At 62.5% G+C, this 18,789-nt stretch carries 18 protein-coding genes; 9 read left to right on the top strand and 9 right to left on the bottom strand.

The genetic code is table 11. The annotated features are described in order from the left end of the window. Positions 1-16: 16 nt before the first annotated feature. Positions 17-868 carry an alpha/beta fold hydrolase gene (locus AB0O81_RS09955; protein WP_363583766.1) on the bottom strand — a complete coding sequence of 284 codons (852 nt, stop codon included), beginning with the start codon at positions 866-868 and terminating at the stop codon, positions 17-19. A 67-nt stretch (positions 869-935) separates the two neighbouring features. On the opposite strand from AB0O81_RS09955, the gene AB0O81_RS09950 reads away from it, so the two are divergent. Genes AB0O81_RS09950 through AB0O81_RS09940 form a run of 3 tightly spaced genes read left to right on the top strand, consistent with a single transcriptional unit; the run spans position 936 to position 4,442 of the window. After that, the gene (locus tag AB0O81_RS09950) at positions 936-2,558 is read left to right on the top strand and encodes a DHA2 family efflux MFS transporter permease subunit (protein WP_363583764.1); all 1,623 of its coding nucleotides are present in this window, start codon (positions 936-938) and stop codon (positions 2,556-2,558) included. A gap of 40 nt (positions 2,559-2,598) precedes the next feature. Beyond that, on the top strand, positions 2,599-3,054 hold the full coding sequence (locus AB0O81_RS09945; protein WP_363583762.1) for a MarR family transcriptional regulator: 456 nt from the start codon (positions 2,599-2,601) through the stop codon (positions 3,052-3,054). Between the two features lie 44 nt (positions 3,055-3,098). Next, positions 3,099-4,442, top strand: a complete 1,344-nt coding sequence (locus AB0O81_RS09940) for an MFS transporter (protein WP_363583949.1) — start codon at positions 3,099-3,101, stop codon at positions 4,440-4,442. Positions 4,443-4,484: 42 nt separating this feature from the next. On the opposite strand, the gene AB0O81_RS09935 is transcribed toward AB0O81_RS09940, so the two are convergent. The 4 genes from AB0O81_RS09935 to AB0O81_RS09920 form a co-directional block, all read right to left on the bottom strand. Next, positions 4,485-5,720, bottom strand: a complete 1,236-nt coding sequence (locus AB0O81_RS09935; protein ID WP_363583760.1) for a D-arabinono-1,4-lactone oxidase — start codon at positions 5,718-5,720, stop codon at positions 4,485-4,487. A 2-nt stretch (positions 5,721-5,722) separates the two neighbouring features. Continuing rightward, on the bottom strand, positions 5,723-6,841 hold the full coding sequence (locus tag AB0O81_RS09930) for a Gfo/Idh/MocA family oxidoreductase (RefSeq protein ID WP_363583758.1): 1,119 nt from the start codon (positions 6,839-6,841) through the stop codon (positions 5,723-5,725). Further along, entirely contained in the window at positions 6,820-7,524 is a 705-nt protein-coding gene (locus AB0O81_RS09925) for a ThuA domain-containing protein (RefSeq protein ID WP_363583947.1), read from the bottom strand. Before AB0O81_RS09925 ends, AB0O81_RS09930 begins: the two co-directional genes overlap by 22 nt. A gap of 497 nt (positions 7,525-8,021) precedes the next feature. Continuing rightward, on the bottom strand, positions 8,022-9,029 hold the full coding sequence (locus tag AB0O81_RS09920) for a LacI family DNA-binding transcriptional regulator (protein ID WP_363583756.1): 1,008 nt from the start codon (positions 9,027-9,029) through the stop codon (positions 8,022-8,024). Between the two features lie 170 nt (positions 9,030-9,199). Between AB0O81_RS09920 and AB0O81_RS09915 the strand changes: the two genes are divergently transcribed. The 3 genes from AB0O81_RS09915 to AB0O81_RS09905 are packed head-to-tail and all read left to right on the top strand — an operon-like array spanning position 9,200 to position 12,205. Continuing rightward, positions 9,200-9,598, top strand: a complete 399-nt coding sequence (locus AB0O81_RS09915) for an L-rhamnose mutarotase (protein WP_363583754.1) — start codon at positions 9,200-9,202, stop codon at positions 9,596-9,598. Beyond that, complete coding sequence (gene rhaI, locus AB0O81_RS09910) at positions 9,595-10,761, top strand: L-rhamnose isomerase (protein WP_363583752.1); 1,167 nt, start codon at positions 9,595-9,597, stop codon at positions 10,759-10,761. The genes AB0O81_RS09915 and rhaI overlap by 4 nt, the downstream gene beginning before the upstream one ends. A 7-nt stretch (positions 10,762-10,768) precedes the next feature. Continuing rightward, complete coding sequence (locus tag AB0O81_RS09905; RefSeq protein WP_363583750.1) at positions 10,769-12,205, top strand: rhamnulokinase family protein; 1,437 nt, start codon at positions 10,769-10,771, stop codon at positions 12,203-12,205. A 91-nt stretch (positions 12,206-12,296) separates the two neighbouring features. Here AB0O81_RS09905 and AB0O81_RS09900 read toward each other — a convergent pair whose 3' ends face one another. Further along, positions 12,297-12,656 (bottom strand): DsrE family protein, encoded by a 360-nt coding sequence (locus tag AB0O81_RS09900; protein WP_363583748.1) that lies wholly within the window; start codon positions 12,654-12,656, stop codon positions 12,297-12,299. A gap of 80 nt (positions 12,657-12,736) precedes the next feature. On the opposite strand from AB0O81_RS09900, the gene AB0O81_RS09895 reads away from it, so the two are divergent. Together AB0O81_RS09895 and AB0O81_RS09890 are read left to right on the top strand one after the other, a co-directional pair. Beyond that, positions 12,737-13,300: a helix-turn-helix domain-containing protein gene (locus AB0O81_RS09895; RefSeq protein WP_363583746.1), complete on the top strand. Its 564-nt coding sequence runs from the start codon at positions 12,737-12,739 to the stop codon at positions 13,298-13,300. A gap of 50 nt (positions 13,301-13,350) precedes the next feature. Then, a complete protein-coding gene (locus AB0O81_RS09890) occupies positions 13,351-13,497 on the top strand; it encodes a hypothetical protein (protein ID WP_363583745.1) in 147 nt (48 codons plus the stop codon). A 14-nt stretch (positions 13,498-13,511) separates the two neighbouring features. Here the strand turns inward: AB0O81_RS09890 and AB0O81_RS09885 are convergent, their stop codons facing one another. Genes AB0O81_RS09885 through AB0O81_RS09875 form a run of 3 tightly spaced genes read right to left on the bottom strand, consistent with a single transcriptional unit; the run spans position 13,512 to position 17,028 of the window. Continuing rightward, positions 13,512-14,357 carry a transglutaminase family protein gene (locus tag AB0O81_RS09885; RefSeq protein WP_363583743.1) on the bottom strand — a complete coding sequence of 282 codons (846 nt, stop codon included), beginning with the start codon at positions 14,355-14,357 and terminating at the stop codon, positions 13,512-13,514. Next, positions 14,354-15,286, bottom strand: coding sequence for an alpha-E domain-containing protein (locus AB0O81_RS09880; RefSeq protein WP_363583741.1), 933 nt, complete (start codon positions 15,284-15,286; stop codon positions 14,354-14,356). The genes AB0O81_RS09885 and AB0O81_RS09880 overlap by 4 nt, the downstream gene beginning before the upstream one ends. Then, positions 15,280-17,028 carry a circularly permuted type 2 ATP-grasp protein gene (locus AB0O81_RS09875; protein WP_363583739.1) on the bottom strand — a complete coding sequence of 583 codons (1,749 nt, stop codon included), beginning with the start codon at positions 17,026-17,028 and terminating at the stop codon, positions 15,280-15,282. Before AB0O81_RS09875 ends, AB0O81_RS09880 begins: the two co-directional genes overlap by 7 nt. A 137-nt stretch (positions 17,029-17,165) precedes the next feature. Between AB0O81_RS09875 and AB0O81_RS09870 the strand changes: the two genes are divergently transcribed. Next, the gene (locus AB0O81_RS09870; RefSeq protein WP_363583737.1) at positions 17,166-18,779 is read left to right on the top strand and encodes a molybdopterin-dependent oxidoreductase; all 1,614 of its coding nucleotides are present in this window, start codon (positions 17,166-17,168) and stop codon (positions 18,777-18,779) included. Positions 18,780-18,789: the final 10 nt, after the last annotated feature.

The following is an 18,789-nucleotide window of genomic DNA, read 5'->3' as shown; positions in this document are numbered from 1 at the left end:
GCTCGCTACGCGAACATCACTCGCGTGAGACGAACCGTATGTTGAGCCACGCGATCAAGTCGGCGTTGACGTCTCCCTTGGCGAAGTCGTTGAAGATCTCGTGTCGCGCATCGGGGTAGACAAGGGTGGTCACGTCTGTGAGCCCCGAGCGTTCGCGATACTCGGCAGCGAGTTTGTGAACGCTCTTGGGTCCGCCGACTGAGTCGTCACGACCGACCATCAACAGGGCGGGAATGTCGTAGCCCAAGTCTTTGCGCGGGCGCCCATACAAGCGCGCGGCATCCACAACACCGAACAATTTGAGCAGCGGAGTGCTCGTCGTGAGCGGATCGTCGAGAAAGTCTTGGCCCACACGCAAGTCGGCAGACAACCACTCGGTGCCCATGGCGCCCTTGGCCTTCCACCGGGCATTGAGGTCACCGCCGTTGAGTGACGTGGGGGTGCGCAGCGCAGAACCGCTGAGCACGAGGGCGTCGTATGCCTCGGGGTGCTGATTGATGAGCATCTGCGCCATGAATGACCCCCATGAATGCCCGAGAATCACGAGCGGCAGCGAGGGGTTCTCATCGCGAATTAGCTGTGTGAACTGCCACACACTGGCAAGTGCCGCGGGCATTCCGCCGGCGCCGAGGCGGCCGAGCTTGGATGCGTCACCGTCGTACTGCTTCACGCCAGTGCGCCCGTGACCGCGGTGGTCATTGACGTACACCGTGTAGCCGCTGGCCACGAGGTCGTTGATCACCCCGTGATAGCGCCCGGCATGCTCGCCCACACCGTGAAGTAGTTGCACAACCGCGCGGGGCTCGGTCGCGGCGGGGTAGACGTCGTAAACGATCGCGATGCCGTGCGCATCAATGAACTCAGGCATGACGAGAAGTCTAAACACCATTGCTCTGACTAGCGTCTGCAGATATTGCTAGATAAGCTAGCGAATTGTGACGCAAGCAAACCCCCGCCGCTGGTACGGCCTCGTCTTCATCAGTATCGCTGTCTCGCTGATCATCGTCGATTCGACGATCGTCAACGTCGCGATCCCGTCCATTGTCGAAGATCTCGACATCACCTCGACACAGGTGCAGTGGGTGCAGGAGGCCTACACCCTTGTGTTTGCCTCGCTTCTTCTCTTGTTCGGCAGCCTTGCTGACCGCATTGGGCGCAGACGGATGCTGATCATTGGCGTGGTGATCTTTGCCGCCTCGTCTGTACTGGCAGCCCTCGCGCCCACGGGAGAGCTGCTGATCTTCGCGCGCCTGATTCAGGGTGTCGGTGGGGCGATGATTCTGCCCACGACGCTCTCGCTCATCAACGCCACTTTCAGGGGCAAAGAGCGCGGCATCGCCTTTGCCGTGTGGGGATCGACCATTGGTGGCATGGCTGCCGTCGGCCCACTGCTCGGCGGATGGCTCACGACCTACTTCTCGTGGCGGTGGGCGTTCGGCATCAACATTCCGCTCGGAGTTCTGATCATTTTCGGTGTGCTGCTGACTGTGGCCGAGTCACGCTCCGCCACGAAGACGAAGCTCGACGCGGTTGGCGCCGCGCTCTCGGTCTTGCTGTTCGGAACGCTCGTGTTCGGGCTGATCGAAGGACGCACCTATGGGTGGTGGACGACCAACGAGACCATCACCTTCGGCGATGTGGAGTGGCCGTTTGACCTCTCTCCCGTGCCAATCGCGTTCGCAATCGCAGCGCTTTCACTCGTTGCCTTCCTGGCGTGGGAAGTGCGCCGCACACGTTCCGGCAAGTCGACGCTTCTTGAACTCTCGCTCTTCTCCATCGGATCATTCCGCAACGGGAATATTGCCGCCCTGGTGGTGTCGCTCGGCGAGTTCGGCATCATTCTTTCGCTGCCGCTGTGGTTGCAGTTCGTGCTCGGCTTCGATGCGTTGCAAACGGGATTCATCCTGCTCGCGCTCGCCGGCGGCTCATTCGTGGCGAGCGGTTTTGCCGGTGCGTTGAGCGGCCGCATGCGACCGGTGATCATCGTGCGAGGCGGAATTGTCGCCGAGATTGTCGGGATCGTATGGATCGGCATCATCGTGGCACCGGATGCTGCGTGGGGGTGGCTTGTGCCAGCGCTCTTCGTCTACGGCTTTGGCGTCGGGCTTGCGACAGCCCAGCTCACCGGAGTGGTGCTGCAGGATGTACCGGTAGAACTGTCGGGTCAGGGCTCGGGCACTCAGTCCACCGCGCGCCAGGTCGGCGCAGCGCTCGGCATCGCGATCTTGGGCACCGTGCTATTCACCACCACCGCGAACTCACTCGCCGCCAAACTCGACGACCGTGGCATCTCCAGCGAGCAGGGCGACGCTGTCGTATCAACCGTCGTCGATAGCGCGGGTGCGGCGATCGCCGGCCTTGAAGCAGATCCTGAGACCGAAGAGATTGGCGAAGACGCGGCCGCCGCATTCTCGTTGGGCACCCAGTTGAGCGCGTTCACCGCGGCGGGTTTCCTCACCGTCGGCCTGCTCGCAACCGTTTCGCTTGGTGCAACCAAACGCCCCGAAGAAGATGCGATTGAAACCAGCTCCAAGACCGAACTTCCGCCTGTGGATTGAGTTTACTTAACATGGGTAATGACCTATGTTAAGTAAACCGATGAACCACACACCTCTTCCTGACGCCCCTGCTTCGGGCGACCTCGCCTCCGAAGCCTCAAACCTCCGCATCGCGACCTTCCGGCTCGCGAGGAGGATGCGCACCCAGCGGGCCGTCGACTCGATGAGTGACGGACAGTTTGCCGTACTGGCAGTGTTGTGGACCTTCGGCGATCACGCTCTGAGCGAGCTCGCCGAGCGGGAACGCATTTCACCCCCCGCGATGAATCGCACGGTCAACTGCCTTGAGAAATCTGGGTATCTCTCGCGCAATGCCGACGAGTCTGACGGCCGCAAAGTTGTGATTTCGCTCACCGACGAAGGTCGCGCCGTTGTCAAAGAGACTGCGCGCCGCCGAGATGCCTGGGTCGAAGAAGCACTCGATGATCTCGACGCAACAGAGCGCGATGTGCTCGCCGCTGCTGCGGTGCTGATGCAGCGGATGGTGGATCGGTGACGCGCACACCGATCACCGGCCCCACCCCTCGCAAGGCTCCGGCGATGTTTCGCTCGTTTTCGGTCTTCAACTACCGTGTCTGGTTCATCGGGGCACTGGTATCGAACACCGGCGCGTGGATGCAAGCAACCGCCATCAGTTGGGTGGTGTTGACTGAGCTGACCGCAAACGATGCCGGCGCAATGGGCATCACGATGGGCTTGCAGTTCGCCCCGCCCCTCGTGCTCGTCGGCGTCACTGGCTTCGTGGCCGACCGCTTTGACCGACGCCACCTGCTGTTGGTCACACAGGCACTGCTGTTGCTCCTTGGGCTGACGATCGGTCTGCTGCTTCTCAACGACGCTATGACTCTGCCGGTGATGTATGCGTTCGCACTCGCACTCGGCGTAGTTGCGGCGTTCGACAATCCTGCCCGACAAGCGTTCGTCTCCGACCTCGTCACCCGTGAGAACGCCTCGAACGCGGTCGCGCTCAACGCCGCATCTTTCAATGGTGCGCGAATGATCGGTCCCGCCGTTGCCGGAATTGTCATCGTCGCGGTCGGCACGGGCTGGGTCTTCATGGTCAACGCTGTGACGTTCCTTGCGATGCTCGCAGCGCTACTCCTGATCCGCGCAGACGAACTCATCCCTCGCGCCCGTGCCGACGGCGCAGGGCGGCTGGCAGACGGCTTTCGCTACGTTGCCAAACGGCCAGACCTCATCGTCACCTTCTCCATGGTGTTCGTTATAGGTGCGTTCGGAATGAACTTTCCGATCTTCGCTTCGACCATGGCTCTGGAGTTCGGCCAGGATGCAGACGGATACGGGCTACTCAGCTCCATCCTGGCGATCGGGTCGCTCTTCGGCGCACTGCTCGCCGCTCGACGTGATCGGGCTCGCATCAGGGTAGTGATCGGGGCGACTCTGATGTTCGCCGTCGCCGCAACCGTGTCGGCGTTCATGCCGTCGTACTGGCTGTACGCCGTCACGCTCATGTTCACCGGCTTCTCTGTCGTCACAATGCTCACGACCGCGAACGGCTATGTGCAGACGACGACAGACCCCGCTCTTCGCGGCCGCGTGCTTGCTCTCTACATGGCGATCTTGCTGGGCGGCACTCCGATCGGGGCACCCATCGTCGGCTGGGTTGCCGATGCGTACGGGCCCCGGATGGCTATCCTTCTCGGCGCGGGTGCCGCATTCACCGCGTTCACCATCGGAGCGACATGGCTTCTCGCCTCAGGGCGGCTACGGCGACACGACGAAAAGCGATTCCGCCTCACGATCGATGAGACGCGACCGTTGAGTGTGGTCACTCCCGAGCAGTTCAGCGACCAGATCGCCGAGACCACGCCTATTCGCCTGCCTGCCGACGATGATCACCCGATTGGCCGTGGGCGCGGATAGCACCTCGCGCACGGATCATCGCGAGCGAGAGCCCGAGCGAAGCTAGCGCACACCGACGCGAGCGAGATGATCGTTGACGAAACGCCCTTCAGGATCGCAGCGCTCAAAAACCGCGCGCGCATCAGCCACGCGCGGGTGAACCCGTTCGATATCTGCTCGAGTGAAGTCGTGCAGCTTGCCCCAATGCGGACGCGCATCGAAGGGAGCGAGCGCAGCTTCGATCTTCGGCAAGACTTCCCGCACGGCTCGGGGCTCATTGCGCCACGTGAAATGTATCGCGAGGCTGTCCCTGCCATACGCGGGGCTCAGCCAGAGCTCGTCGGCCGACATAGTGCGCAGTTCGCTCACGAACAACAGCGGCTCGATGAGCGGCCCGAGCTCACGAACGGCAGCGAGCGCCGCGGGAGCATCGTCGCGAGCGACGAAGTACTCGCTTTGGATTTCATCGCCGAACGAAGGAGTGCCATCCAACCGAAAGTGGGGCAGGCGCAGCATCCACGGTCCTGGGACTCCCCCGATCTCGGTGACGTCAGCCAACTCTCCGAGTGGCGCCGCTTGCGGATCCAACACCCCATCGAGCAGAGCGCCAGCGACAGGGGCGCCGTCGGTGGCGAGTCTCGTCTTCACCCAAACCGCACCGATTGACTCGCCCAGCCAGCGGGTGAAAACCGAAACGCTATAGCCAGCGCCAGTGAGATCGTCGAATGCGCCGAGCGCAGCATCCCAAGATACGCCGGTGTAAATGTCTTGTCGCATGCGATAGCTCCGCTGTGTCTCAAGCTCCAAAGACACGATGACACCAAACGCACCGACGCCGACAGCGAGAGCTGCGAAGTCAGCCTCGCCGCGGCGCACTTCGCGCACCTCGCCGTCGAATGTGATGAAGCGCATGCTGCGCACAGCACTCGTCAGAACGCCATTGCCGTTGCCTGATCCGTGCGTTCCCGTCGCCGTTGCGCCGGCAACTGAGATATGCGGCAGCGAACCAAGGTTGTGCAGCGCCAACTCCTGCTCATCGAGCCAGGTAGCGAGAACCCCGTAGCGGGTGCCCGCGGCGACGCACACGGTTCCGTCGCCCAGCGTGAAGTTTCCACTCAGCGCCGACAGATCGAGCAGAATCCCTGTGGTGTCGGGCAGATCGGTGAATGAGTGGCGAGTGCCAAGCGCATGCACCGGCCCCGAGGTCGACACGACGACGCGGCGCACCTCAGCTTCGCTTGCGGCAGGGATGATGTGCGCGGCCGCGTAATCGTGTGTGCCTGCCCAGTTGCGTGTCATGCTCACACGCTACTGGTGTCTCCTCGCCACTCCGACTTCTCAGTCAGCGGCACGACTGCGGGTCGATCGACACTCGATGTCACCTCGACCCGCGCGCCGGTGTCAGCGGACTGCAACAGCGCTGTCATGACATCGAGCGAGTGAAGCGCGATGGCGCCATTCGCTCGAGGTTCGCGCCCCTCGGCGATCGCGGCTGCGAAGTCGAGCAGACCTGCCCCGCGCGCGGCATCGACGTAGCCCGCCGAGGCGGCTAGCGGATTCCACTGCTCTGTCACGGGGTCGTTGACGAGCACGTCGCCCGAGAACTGGTTGGGGTCGGGCGCGACAAGTGACGCGAGATCACCGTGCACCTCAAGATGGGCGGCCTTCGTCGCGCGCGCATCGAAGCTCGTGGTGATCGTCGTGAGCACACCGCTCTCGTGCTCGAGCACTCCCGAGACGTGGGTGTACACCGAGACGGCAACAGTTTCGCCAGCGCGGGGGCCAGTCGCGATCGTGCGCTCGTCGCGCAGCTTGCTCGCCGAGCCGACCACAGATCGCACGGGGCCCAGCATGTGAATGAGCGCCGCCACGTAGTACGGGCCCATGTCGAGCAATGGTCCACCGCCGGGCAGGTAGTAAAAGTCCGGATGGGGATGCCACGCCTCGTGCCCCGGAGTAACCATCGTCGCGGTGGCCGCCATCGGGCGACCGATGAGACCAGCATCGATTGCCGCACGAGCGGTCTGGGCTCCCGTGCCGAGCACGGTGTCGGGTGCTGATCCCACGTGCACACCCGCTGCCTGAGCGGCGTCCATGATGGCGCGCGCTTCTTCCATGGTGACGGCGAGAGGCTTCTCGCCGAAGACGTTCTTACCCGCGGCGATCGCCGCGAGCGCAATCTCGGCGTGCGCTGCCGGAATCGTCAAGTTGAGCACGGTATCGACCTGATCGCTGGCCAGCAGCTCACCGACCGTCATCGCCGTCGCGCTCGGCAGTGTCGCGGCCACGGTCGCCGCGCGCTCTTCGTTGAGGTCCGCGACCGCGGTGATCGCGATCGCCGGAGCATCACGCAGCGTGTCTAGATACGCACGTGAGATGACCCCGAGTCCGACGATTCCTATGCGGTGCGGCTTGCCCACAGCATCCCCCGTTCAATGATGGTGCGTACGTTCGGGTTTTCCAGAACCTCGACGTTGTGGCCCGGCGTCGCCACCATGACGCGGCCTGAACCCCACTGTCTTGTCCACACCGCGGGTGACACGTGCGGACGATGCCACTCCTGCCACGGCTGCGCAGGGTGAGTGGTTGTCGCGAGCACGTCGTTGAGGTCGTCACTGAGCACCCAGTACTGCTCGGTGGTGAGCGAAAAGTCATCAAGGCCCGCGGTGATGGGATGCTGGCGCCCAAGGTCGCTGATCTCAATGACGTGCGGCAGATATGAATCTTCTTCTACGCCGCCGACGACATCGTCAGGGTGTTTGCTCGGGTGGGCAGCGAACTGCCCTCCGATGAGCTGCAGATAGCCGGTGTCTGCTCGGAATGAGTCGGCGATGCCGCCATGCCAGCCGGCCATGCCGGTGCCGGCAGCAACGGCTTTGCGCAGGCCGGCGGCCTCGTCTGCGCTGATCTCAGACATCGTTACCGACTGCACAATGAGGTCGATGTCAGCCATCACCTCGTCATCGGCATAGACGGCGGTGGAGTCTTCGATGCTGACCTCAAACCCGTTGCTTTCAAGGAACGGAATGAAGAGGTTCGTCGCTTCGACGGGATGGTGCCCCTCCCATCCGCCTCGGACGATAAGTGCTGAGCGCGCTGACATGATGCTTTCCCTCGGATCGGCGTCGACCTCGTCGGCCACCGCTTTCATCTCGTGCTTAACGTAGACGCCAACACACTATCGCTCGCCAGCTACGCGATCTTCATGCAGCCGCACAGCCGGGATTGCTTGTGCCCGAAGCCGCAAGAGCCTGGGCGAGACACCGCTCGCCAGGGTGACGAGCACACCATGCATCCGTCACTCTTGCCCTACCTAAACCCACTGCGATTTCAAGAGGTTTCGAAGGCCCGTTCTACGTCCTCCGGAGAGCACCCAACCTTGTCAGCAATTTCACGTCGAGAGAGGCCCCGTTCATACCAGTAGCAGACGTCTGCGTGACGATCCCTCGCCTCAGCTGATCGGATGCCTTCCTCGGCTCTACTAGCTCGCTGGTGTTCGAATCGCTCGCCAGCCATGCCTTTATCCTACCCGCGGAGTTCGGATGGCATGGGTGAGGGGCGGATGCTCGCATGGTGCTTTCCCTCAGTCGATCGAAGGGTTCAGGCTGGCGGCCGTGTGGAATCACGTACGACGAGTTCTGGCTGAAAGACAATCTGCTCGGTGACGCCGGCACCGCTGACTTCGGCGATGAGCAGCTCGACAGCTCGCAGCCCGATGAGCTCACTTGGCTGTCGAATCGACGATAACGGCACGACCGCAGCTGACGAGAAATCGATATCGTCGTATCCGATGATGGCAATGTCGTCGGGAACGCTGACTTCACCGAGCATCACCAACGCCTGCAGCACGCCCACAGCAAGAAGATCGTTTGCGGCAAAGACTGCATCGGGCCGCTCATCGGGAACACGCTCGCGCAGCGACTCACCGGCTGCCCGACCCTCAAACACGGTGAGCGCTGTCGTGGGTACGACTTCTAGGGTGGCTCCCGGATGCTCCGCGATGGCTCGTGTGGCACCCGTGAGACGGTCCGAGACCTGACGCATCGTCGCTGGTCCGCCAATGAAAGCAATTCGACGTCGACCGGTGTCAAGCAGGTGGCGCACCGCCATGTATCCGCCCGCATCGTCGTCGACCGACACAGATGAGAAGTCGGCTCCATCGCTCGGGCGATCGACAAGAACCGCCGCAATGCCGTGGTCACGAAGTCGCGTTAGCCGGTCTCTCGGGTTACCCACCGGACTGATGAGAACGCCGTGGACCCGCTGCTGTTCAAAGAGGTCCAGATAGTTGGCCTCACGCGAAGGGTCGTCGTCGCTGTTGCCCAACAGCACCGACAGTTTGCTCTCGGCAGCTCGACTCTCGGCGCCTCGAGCAATATCGGTGAAGAATGGGTTGCGGACGTCGAGAACGACCAGCCCGATGCTGCGACTACGACCGTCGCGAAGCTGCCGCGCCGCGTCATTGCGAACGAAACCCAGTTCGTCGATGGCCGCCTGAACGCGCTCGAGGGTCGCGGTCGACACTTTGTCGGGCCGGTTGAGAACATTAGACACCGTCCCGACCGAGACGCGTGCCAGCGCTGCGACGTCTTTGACGCTGGCTGCCATTTTGTCTCCCCCGACGCTCCGACGCTCCGACGCGCTCGCACCAGTTTAGAGAAGGGTAGCGCGGCGACGGCTGACAGCTAGCCACCGAGGCAGACTCTTCCACTGTTGCTGAACTTGGAGTTCTCCCCTACCCTTGAAACGATTCATCCTGCTATCCAAGGACACACTCAATGACGAGCACCGCGACGTTTTCGGATCCCGAAAGACCCCGCACGACACGAGTCTGCTTCCAACTGCAGATCATGCCGGAGCTACTCGACGAATACACCGCCCGCCATACTCCGGTATGGCCCGAGATGCTCGCTGAGATCGCTGCATCAGGCCGCCGGAACTATTCGCTTTTTGTCGACGAGGCGGGCCGCCTCGTCGGGTACTACGAGACTGACGACGATGCAGCTGCCCAGGCGTATCTCGCCGCTTCAGCCGTGGCTGCCCGATGGGAATCGCAAATGGGCCACTTCTTCGTCGACCTCGACGGCCGCCCTGATCAGGCAGCGCAACCTCTCACCGAAGTCTTCAACCTTGAAAACCAACTAACCGCAGCCACGAAAGAGAGCGATGCATCGTGAGCATTCTCACCCCTGAAGTTCTTTCCACCCTTGAAAAGCAAGGCATCGAACTCCCCTCGTGGGCATTCGGCAACTCGGGCACCCGCTTTCGCGTGTGGACCACCGAGGGCACCCCGCGTGACCCACGCGAGAAAATCGCTGACGCCGCCCAGGTGCACAAGTACACCGCGCTCGCGCCGAGCGTCGCCTTGCACATTCCGTGGGACAAGGTCGACGACTATGCCGCCCTTCGCAGCTATGCCGAAGACCTCGGCGTAACTCTCGGCACGGTCAACTCGAACACCTTCCAAGACGAGGACTACAAATGGGGTGCACTGACGCACCATGACCCACGTATTCGCCAGAAGGCGATCGATCACCACCTTGAGTGCATCGACATGATGGATGCGACCGGCTCGCGCGATCTGAAGATCTGGCTCGCCGAAGGCTCGAACTATCCTGGCCAGAACGACATGCGCTCACGTCAGGATCGCCTGCAGAACTCATTGCAGCAGATCTACGCGCGTCTCGGCGATGAGCAGCGCCTGGTGCTCGAATACAAGTTCTTCGAGCCGTCTTTTTACCACACGGATGTTCCCGACTGGGGCACGTCGTATGCGCACGTGGCAGCGCTCGGCGAGAAGGCGATGGTCTGCCTCGACACGGGCCACCACGCCCCTGGGACGAACATCGAGTTCATCGTCATGCAACTGTTGCGCCTGGGCAAGCTCGGCTCGTTCGACTTCAACTCGCGCTTCTACGCCGACGATGACCTCATCGTGGGCGCGGCCGACCCGTTCCAGCTCTTCCGAATTCTGCTAGAGGTTGTCCGCGGCGGCGGGCTCAACAACCCCGACGTGGCGTTCATGCTCGACCAGTGTCACAACGTCGAAGACAAGATTCCCGGCCAGATCCGCTCGGTGCTCAACGTGCAAGAAATGACGGCGCGCGCGTTGCTCGTCGATCGCGCAGCACTCGACGCGGCTCAGCGATCGAACGACGTGTTGGCGGCCAACGCGCTGCTTATGGACGCGTTCTACACCGATGTTCGCCCAGCTCTTGCCGAGTGGCGTGAATCTCGTGGGCTCGGCGCTGACCCAATGGCGGCATACGCGGCATCGGGCTACCAGCAACAGATCGCTGCCGACCGTGTCGGCGGAACACAGGCGGGCTGGGGCGCCTAGCCCAACGATGAAGAACGAGACGGGTGGTGTCGTTGCGGCAGTTGACCTCGGCGCCACTAGCGGACGGGTGATGATCGGGCGCGTCCGTGACGGCGCGCTAGAACTTGAACAGGTAGCGCGCTTTCCGAACGGGCCGGTGCCGCACAATGACGGGCTGCACTGGGACTTCACCGCGCTCTATCGTCATATCGTGGCGGGGCTTGCCGAAGCGCTTCTACGAGAGCCGGCGATCGCGAGCATCGGCATCGACTCCTGGGCGGTCGACTATGGACTGCTTCGCGCCGGACGCCTCGTCGCCGAGCCATTTCACTATCGCGACGAGCGCACGCACGCGGGCGTCAAGGCGGTGCATGCGGCCGTGCCCTTCGCCACCCTCTATCAGCACAACGGCCTGCAGTTTCTGTCGTTCAACACGCTGTATCAGTTCGCCGCAGACAACCAGCTTCAATGCGCGGATCGAGCTCTGCTCATTCCCGACCTTGTCGCATACCTGCTCACCGGCGCGGAGGTCGCTGAACGCACGAACGCCTCCACGACGGGTCTTGTGAATGTGGCGACGGGCGAATGGGACGCTGAACTGCTGGCGCGCCTTTCTGTCTCGCCTTCGGTGCTCCCGATGCTCACCGATCCTGGCGCTCGGGTGGGGACGCTGAGTGGCGATGCGCAGAAGCAGGTGGGCGCGCCTGTTGAGGTGATCGCGGTGGGATCGCACGACACCGCCTCTGCAGTAGTCGCAGTGCCGATGGCATCAACGAACGCGGCCTACATCTCATGTGGCACATGGGGCTTGGTCGGTGTTGAACTCGACCACCCTGTCACCACCGATGCCGCCCGAGAGGCGAACTTCACCAACGAAGGCGGCGTCGACGGACGCGTGCGATTTCTGCACAACGTCACTGGGCTGTGGTTGCTCAGTGAGACAGTTCGTGCCTGGGAAGAAGAAGACGGCGCGAGGATAGATCTTTCTGAACTTCTCAATGCCGCCACGAGGGTAGCGGGCAAGATCGCGCTGTTCGATGCCAATGATCCGCGTCTGGCGGCACCCGGGAACATGCCCGCGCGCATCGCCGAGGTGCTTCGCGATGATGACCAGGCAGTACCAGTGACGCGCGAAGCGTTCACACGAACGATCGTCGAGAGCATCGCCCAAGCATTCGCTGGGGCCCTGCACACCGCGGGTGAACTCACCGGGCGCGAGATCGACGCTGTACACATCGTCGGTGGCGGATCGCTAAACCGACTGCTGTGCCAAGCGACGGCTGACCGCGCTAACGTTCCGGTGCTGGCTGGCCCTGTTGAGGCGACCGCGATCGGCAACGTCTTGGTGCAGGCACGCGCTCACGGGTGGTTCGGGCCCGATGCAACACTCGAAACGCTGCGGGCCGCTGTGGCCCGCGAGTTTTCGCCAGCGCGCTACGAACCGCGTGGCGGCAACCCAGGCTGATCGCCCACACGTGCAGCGCGTACATAAGGGTGAGGGGTGGATGCCGCGGCATCCACCCCTCACCAACTTCGCCCTGATACCAGGGCGCGCCTCAGTAGTTGAGAATCTGGCGACCCTCGTTCACGAGTTCGCGAATGCTGGCCTCGCCAGCTGCCTGATCGAGCAGCGGCCACCCGCCAGCGACAAGCTGGTCTTTGACCTTGTGCCCGGTGGCGCAATAGGCGCATGCACCGCGCACGTCGTCTTTGAGAGACACAAGCAATCCGTGCAATGGGTTGGAAGCGTCGCTAAGAGCAGCAAGTGCCTCGACGCCTGATCCATCGAAAACGACGGCGACATCGTCGCCTGCCTTGACGAACTCAGCGGCAGTCTTTAGTCCCCGGTAAATGCGGGAGGTGTCTCCCGAGGCGGGTTCGTAGATGACGACGGCGATCTTGTTCTGCTCAGACATGAAGACTCATTTCTCGAAGTATTTGCCATACCGGTCGGTATACCTAGACGATAACTGAACCGATCGGTATAATCAAACTCATGACGCCCACAACCGCAACAGCTCCTCGCGTTCCCGCCCGAGACCGCCTGCTCCGGGCGGCGAGCGAGCTGTTCTACGAAGATGGCATCAACGCCACCGGAGTCGAGCGCGTCGCATCGCATGCGCAAGTCACTAAAGCCACGCTGTACAACAACTTCCGCAGCAAAGACGAACTCGTGGCGGCATACCTCTCAGCGAACCTGGCCTCTGCCACGGCCGGCATGGCCCAAATCAACCGAGACGAACCCACCCCGCAGCGCCGGCTGAGCGCGATGTTCGAGCAGCTTGCAGACGACGTCAGACTCGAGCGTTTCCATGGCTGCCCCTTCGCCAGCGCGGCGGTCGAAGTGCCGCGGAGCGAGGCTGCAATGGTGCAAGTACGCACGCACCGAGCAATGAAGCTCGATCAGATCAGCCAGATGATCGATGGCGATGACACGAAAGCCGAACTCATCCTCGCGCTCTATGACGGCGCCATGATCGCGGTCAAGTCAGGCGCGGGGCCAGCCACCATTGGCCGCGCCCTCGAAGCCAGCATCCAGATATTGAATCTGGATGCGTGATCTCGCGCAAGCCCCTGTCGCAACGGTTCGATGCAACCTACGGTGGGTTCATGGATGAGCGTCGCGATGAAGACCGAGCCCCCGAAAGAGATTCACCCAAGGGCGGCGACGACACTACTGAAGACCAGCTGGACGCCGACAACCCTGCCGAAGAAGCCACCGTCGCGGCGCTAGACCCCGACGACTCCCCCGCCTAGCATCTCGGGCGCCATCACGCCTCTCGGGTGATGGTCACCTTCACATGAAGGGTTCCCTTGAACGGGCCTGCGTAGACGCCGCGCAACGGTGGCACATCGCCGTAATCACGGCCGCGTCCCACCAGCACGTGGCTATCGCTGATCTCGATGTTGTTGGTCGGGTCGAACCCCTGCCAGTCCCCCGCGAACCACTCGATCCAGGCATGGGATTCACCCGCGACCGGAACACCGATCTCAGCTTCGGGTCGCGAGTGCAGATAGCCAGACACGTAGCGAGCGGGAATGCCCACTTCGCGAAGAGCGCCGAGAGTGATGTGTGCGATGTCTTGGCACACGCCTTTGCGCGCATCCCATGCTTCAACTGCAGTCGAGTGCACCCCCGTGATGCCGCCCACGTACTTCATTGCGTTGCCGATGGCGACAGCGATCGCACGAGCGGCTTCGCCCGGGCGCTCGTGCTGCGAAGCGATCGAACGAGCAATTTCAGCAACCTCGGGGTGAGGCTTCGTGCGCGGCGTCTGATCCAGCTGCTCGACCGATTCGATCAAACGTGACGCTTCGCGGTTGAGCTCATCCCACGTCATTTCCGGCTCTTCAAGAGGTCGAGGACGCACCTCGACGAGAGAACGCGCGGTGAGCGTGAGCGTATTGTGCGGGTTCAGAACGTCAAAAGACGCGACGCGCGTACCGAAGTAGTCGACGTACTGGTTGACCGACGTCGACGGTTCGATATCGAGTGAAGACGTGAGCACGAACTGACTGTCTGTGGAGCTGGGCAGCATGCGTGCCTCGTTGTATGACGCTGACACGTCGCCCTGATAGGTGAAACCGGTCTCGTGCTCGATGCGGAGGCGTTTCATGAGATTTCTCCGATCCAGCTCGGCTGAGCTTGCGTGGGGAAGAACCGATCGCGAACAGCTTCGGATGCCTCGCGAGTGACCGTTTGAACGCGCTGCATGTGATGCGGCACCTCGTCGAGGATCTCGGAGATGGGCCGATACTCCAGCTCATTGCGGATCTGTCCGAGCGCACGCAACACCGTGTTGGAGTGTCCGACTCGATCGTTGCGAGGATCGATGGCGTGCATACACTGCTCGGCTTGCTGGATCGAGTAGATGATCGAGCGCGGGAACAGCCGGTCAAGCAACAGGAACTCGGCCGCATTGCGTGCACTCGGAATTCCGCGGTACGTGCGCAAGTATGCCTCGTAGGCACCGCACGAGCGAAGAATCGTCGTCCACGATGGGCCCGACACCTCGGTCAACGACCGAGTAGACAGCATGCGCGCGGTCATGTCGGTGCGCTCGATAGCTCGGCCGAGCGTGAAGAACTGCCACGATTCGTCGCGGCTGGTTGAGGCATCCACGAGTCCCACCGAGAGCGCCGAGCGCTCGCGCACCCACTTGAAGAAGTCATGCACCTGGTCGATCTGAAGGCGGCGCGGCATGCGCGCGTTCGTGGTGTTGAGCGTCTCCCACAGGTCGGTCGAGACGATCTCACGCGCGCGGCGCGCATTCTCACGCGACGCCGTGAGGGCATACGCGATGCTGGCCGGATTTCCCGCGTCGACGGCGAGGCGCTGCAACACGTCGTTGCGGTTCACCTTCTGCACACCTTCCGGCGGCGCCGACCCCATCACATTAAGCAAAGACCGGCACGCAGTGTCTTCGTCAATCCACGGGTCTTCCAAGAGAAGCTGCAGATGTACGTCGAGGATGCGCGCTGTTCCATCGCTGCGCTCAATGTAGCGACCGATCCAGAACAGACTTTCGGCGATGCGACTCAGCATGATTCACCACTCTCTGTCGGAGCGTCAAGCCGCTGTTGCTGCTGTTGCTCTTGCTGCTGCTCCTGCTGCTGCGAAGTAGAGGGCGACGGGTCCTGGGGCGAGTGACTCACCGCAGGCTGGTCGTCATAGATAACGGGGATCGACGATGTGTGCTGTGCCACATCTTCCGGGTAGATGATCGAAATCGCAGATGTCGCTGCTGCAGGTTCCGCACCCTCGTCAGGGGCAGTGGTTTCCTGCCCGTACTGCACGCTTCCGGGGGCTGAGCCGCCGACGATCCAGGTGTCTTTCGAGCCACCACCCTGGCTCGAGTTGACGACCAACTGACCCTCGGGCAATGCCACACGGGTAAGACCACCGGGTAGAACCCAGACGTCATCGCCGTCGTTGACGGCAAACGGACGAAGGTCGGCGTGACGCGGCCGCATCCCATCTTCGACGAGGGTCGGAATGGTCGAGAGCATGACCACTGGCTGGGCTATCCATCCGCGCGGATCTGCGATGAGACGCTTGCGCAACTCATCGAGCTCTTTTGGCGACGCATCCGGGCCGACCACGAGACCCTTACCGCCCGAGCCATCCACAGGCTTGACGACGAGTTCAGGCAGGCGATCGAGAACTTCTTCGAGCGCCAGCGGGTCTTCAAGCCGCCAGGTATCAACGTTCTTGAGGATCGGCTCTTCTGAGAGGTAGTAGCGAATGAGGTCGGGTACGTAGGTGTAGAGCAGCTTGTCGTCGGCGACTCCGTTGCCCACAGCGTTCGCGATCGTCACGTTGCCGAGGCGAGCGGCGAGCATGATGCCTGGGGCACCGAGCATCGAATCCGCGCGGAACTGCAACGGATCGATGAAGTCATCGTCGACGCGGCGATAGATCACGTCAACACGCTTGGGGCCACGAGTGGTGCGCATGAAGACCTTGCCGCCGATGCACATGAGGTCGCGGCCTTCGACGAGTTCGACGCCCATCAACCGGGCGAGCAGCGTGTGCTCGAAGTACGCGGAGTTGTACACGCCAGGGGTAAGGACGACGACGTTCGGGTCTTCGATGCCCGCCGGCGCGGAGGCACGAAGTGCGGCAAGCAGCTTGTTCGGGTAGTCGCCCACCGGCTGCACCCGCATCGAGACGAACAATTCGGGCAGCGTCTGCGCCATCACGCGACGGTTCGAGATCACGTAGCTGACCCCCGACGGCACGCGCACGTTATCTTCGAGAACGCGCATCTCGCCGTTCTCGTCTCGGATCAAGTCGATACCCGAAACGTGAATGCGCACACCATTCGCGGATTGGATGCCCGCGGCCTGCCGATAGAAGTACTGCGACGAAGCGATCAGCGCTGCGGGCAGCACGTCGTCACGAACGCAGTGCTGACGACCGTAGGCATCGTCAAGAAAAGCTTCGAGAGCCTGCACGCGCTGTTTTACGCCTGCTTCGACGCGCTTCCATTCGTCGTACGCGATAACCCTTGGCACCGCATCGAGCGGGAACGGGCGCTCTTCACCAGCGAAGTCGAACGTCACCCCCTGCGCAAGATATGAACTTGCGAGCGAGTCAGTTCGCCCTCGAAGTTCTTCCTGTGTCATCTGCGCGAGCGCTTGATGTAGCTCTCGGTAGGCCTCGCGTGATTGATGCGGGCCGCCGGGCTGCGCCGGACCGCCAAACATTTCATCGAACGCGGGAACACCCGAGGGCGTCTTGCGCGGCGCGAGAGTCGAGCCGTAACCGTCGAAGAGATCACCCATGGGCCGAGCCTAGTCCGAAGGTGTTGCAGATGTGTTTCCGCTTGACGTATCGATCTGAGCTGGTACAGAGCTTGTGAAACTCTTACGGATCTGCTGATTGTGAAATAGGCCCCCACGGGCCGACCTACGCTGTGAACGTGGCAATCGAGCAAGCTGGTGATCGTCCCGCCTACCCTTTGACCTGGGCCGCGGGGGTCGCGTCGATCACGGTCGGCGCAGGCCTTGGCGAGTTGACCGCAGGGGTGATCGCTCCAGAGTCGTCGCCTTTCGCTGTCGTCGGTGATGCTCTGGTGGATGCTGCGCCCGTCTGGGCAAAAGACGCGGCCATCGCGCTGTTCGGCACCGCCGACAAGATCGCGCTGTTTGTGGGCATTGCAATCGTCGCCCTCGCTCTCGCCGCCCTCGCAGGTTGGCTACAGTCACGCACTCCGCCGTGGGGGCTCGTGGTGGTCGGGGCCTTTGGCGCCACGGGCGTTGTCGCCGCGATGACCCGCGCCGACGCTGGCCCGGTCGCCTGGCTGCCCTCACTGGTGGCAGGCGTTGCCGCAGCGATTGCTTTACATCTGCTTACCGGCCTGCTCACTCCTCCTCCACGTGCGTCGAGTGCACCCCCGGTTGTTTCCCAACGCAGCCCAGCCGGAGCGAGCGCTGCCGCGAAGGCAACCGCGACTGGGGATCAGCACCCTGATCGCCGCACCTTCTTCATCTGGGCGGGTGTGGCCACCGCAGGTGGTGTGATCGCAACCATCGCGGGCTCGGCTGTGCGCGCAGGTTCGCGCACCGTTACTGCCGCGCGCCAAGCCATCGGGCTTCCTGCCGCGTCGGTTCCCGCCGCTGCGGTTCCGGCGAGCGCAGAGCTCGGGATCAGCGGCTTGGCCCCGGTCATCACACCCAACGCCGAGTTCTACCGCATCGATACCGCCCTGATCGTTCCGCAGGTCGACACCTCCGATTGGAGTCTGCGCATCTATGGAATGGTGAAGCAAGAAGTCACGATCACCTGGGACGAGCTCGTCGCGCTCCCCCTTGAAGAGAGCTACACGACGCTGTCATGCGTTTCGAACTCGGTGGGCGGCGACCTGATCGGCAATGCCAAATGGCTCGGCTACCCGATTCGAGAGCTGCTCGCTCGAGCAGAACCGACGGCGGATGCCGACATGGTGCTGTCTCAATCGATCGACGGCTTCACCGCATCCACCCCGCTGAGTGTTCTCACCGATGACCGCGACTCGATTCTCGCCATCGGCATGAACGATGAACCGTTGCCGATAGAACACGGATTTCCGGTGCGCATGGTGGTTCCTGGCCTCTACGGCTATGTCTCGGCCACCAAATGGGTGACCGAGCTGAAGGTCACCACATTCGAACAAGACAAGGCGTACTGGTCTACCCGTGGGTGGACAGAGCGAGGACCAATCAAGCTGCAGTCGCGCATCGACGTTCCGAGCCGCAACCAGAGTGTGGTTGCGGGCGAGACCGTGATCGCGGGAGTCGCCTGGCAGCCTCATGTGGGAGTGTCAAAGGTCGAGGTGCAGATCGACGGCGGCGAGTGGCTTGAGGCGACTCTCGCCACCGCGATCTCAGATGACACCTGGGTGCAGTGGAGCATGCCATGGACGGCGACAAGCGGTTCGCACACGATCAGCTGCCGCGCGACCAACGTCAACGGAGAAACGCAGACCGACGCGATCGCGCCTCCCGCGCCCGATGGTGCCACGGGTTGGCAGCAGATCAGCATCAACGTCGCTTAGCCTGCGGCAA

Source organism: Microbacterium sp. NPDC076911 (assembly GCF_040687125.1).
GTDB lineage: Bacteria > Actinomycetota > Actinomycetes > Actinomycetales > Microbacteriaceae > Microbacterium.
The sequence above is the reverse complement of the archived record's forward strand: the minus strand, read 5'-3'. Positions and strand labels throughout refer to the sequence as shown.

Coding starts and splice junctions, on each gene's coding strand:
- AB0O81_RS09935 (WP_363583760.1), bottom strand. CDS start 5,720: ATGACACGCAACTGGGCAGGCACACACGATTACGCGGCCGCGCACATC.
- AB0O81_RS09905 (WP_363583750.1), top strand. CDS start 10,769: ATGAAGAACGAGACGGGTGGTGTCGTTGCGGCAGTTGACCTCGGCGCC.
- AB0O81_RS09955 (WP_363583766.1), bottom strand. CDS start 868: ATGCCTGAGTTCATTGATGCGCACGGCATCGCGATCGTTTACGACGTC.
- AB0O81_RS09900 (WP_363583748.1), bottom strand. CDS start 12,656: ATGTCTGAGCAGAACAAGATCGCCGTCGTCATCTACGAACCCGCCTCG.
- AB0O81_RS09890 (WP_363583745.1), top strand. CDS start 13,351: ATGGATGAGCGTCGCGATGAAGACCGAGCCCCCGAAAGAGATTCACCC.
- AB0O81_RS09895 (WP_363583746.1), top strand. CDS start 12,737: ATGACGCCCACAACCGCAACAGCTCCTCGCGTTCCCGCCCGAGACCGC.
- AB0O81_RS09945 (WP_363583762.1), top strand. CDS start 2,599: ATGAACCACACACCTCTTCCTGACGCCCCTGCTTCGGGCGACCTCGCC.
- AB0O81_RS09925 (WP_363583947.1), bottom strand. CDS start 7,524: ATGTCAGCGCGCTCAGCACTTATCGTCCGAGGCGGATGGGAGGGGCAC.
- AB0O81_RS09885 (WP_363583743.1), bottom strand. CDS start 14,357: ATGAAACGCCTCCGCATCGAGCACGAGACCGGTTTCACCTATCAGGGC.
- AB0O81_RS09940 (WP_363583949.1), top strand. CDS start 3,099: ATGTTTCGCTCGTTTTCGGTCTTCAACTACCGTGTCTGGTTCATCGGG.
- AB0O81_RS09875 (WP_363583739.1), bottom strand. CDS start 17,028: ATGGGTGATCTCTTCGACGGTTACGGCTCGACTCTCGCGCCGCGCAAG.
- AB0O81_RS09920 (WP_363583756.1), bottom strand. CDS start 9,029: ATGGCAGCCAGCGTCAAAGACGTCGCAGCGCTGGCACGCGTCTCGGTC.
- AB0O81_RS09880 (WP_363583741.1), bottom strand. CDS start 15,286: ATGCTGAGTCGCATCGCCGAAAGTCTGTTCTGGATCGGTCGCTACATT.
- AB0O81_RS09915 (WP_363583754.1), top strand. CDS start 9,200: ATGACGAGCACCGCGACGTTTTCGGATCCCGAAAGACCCCGCACGACA.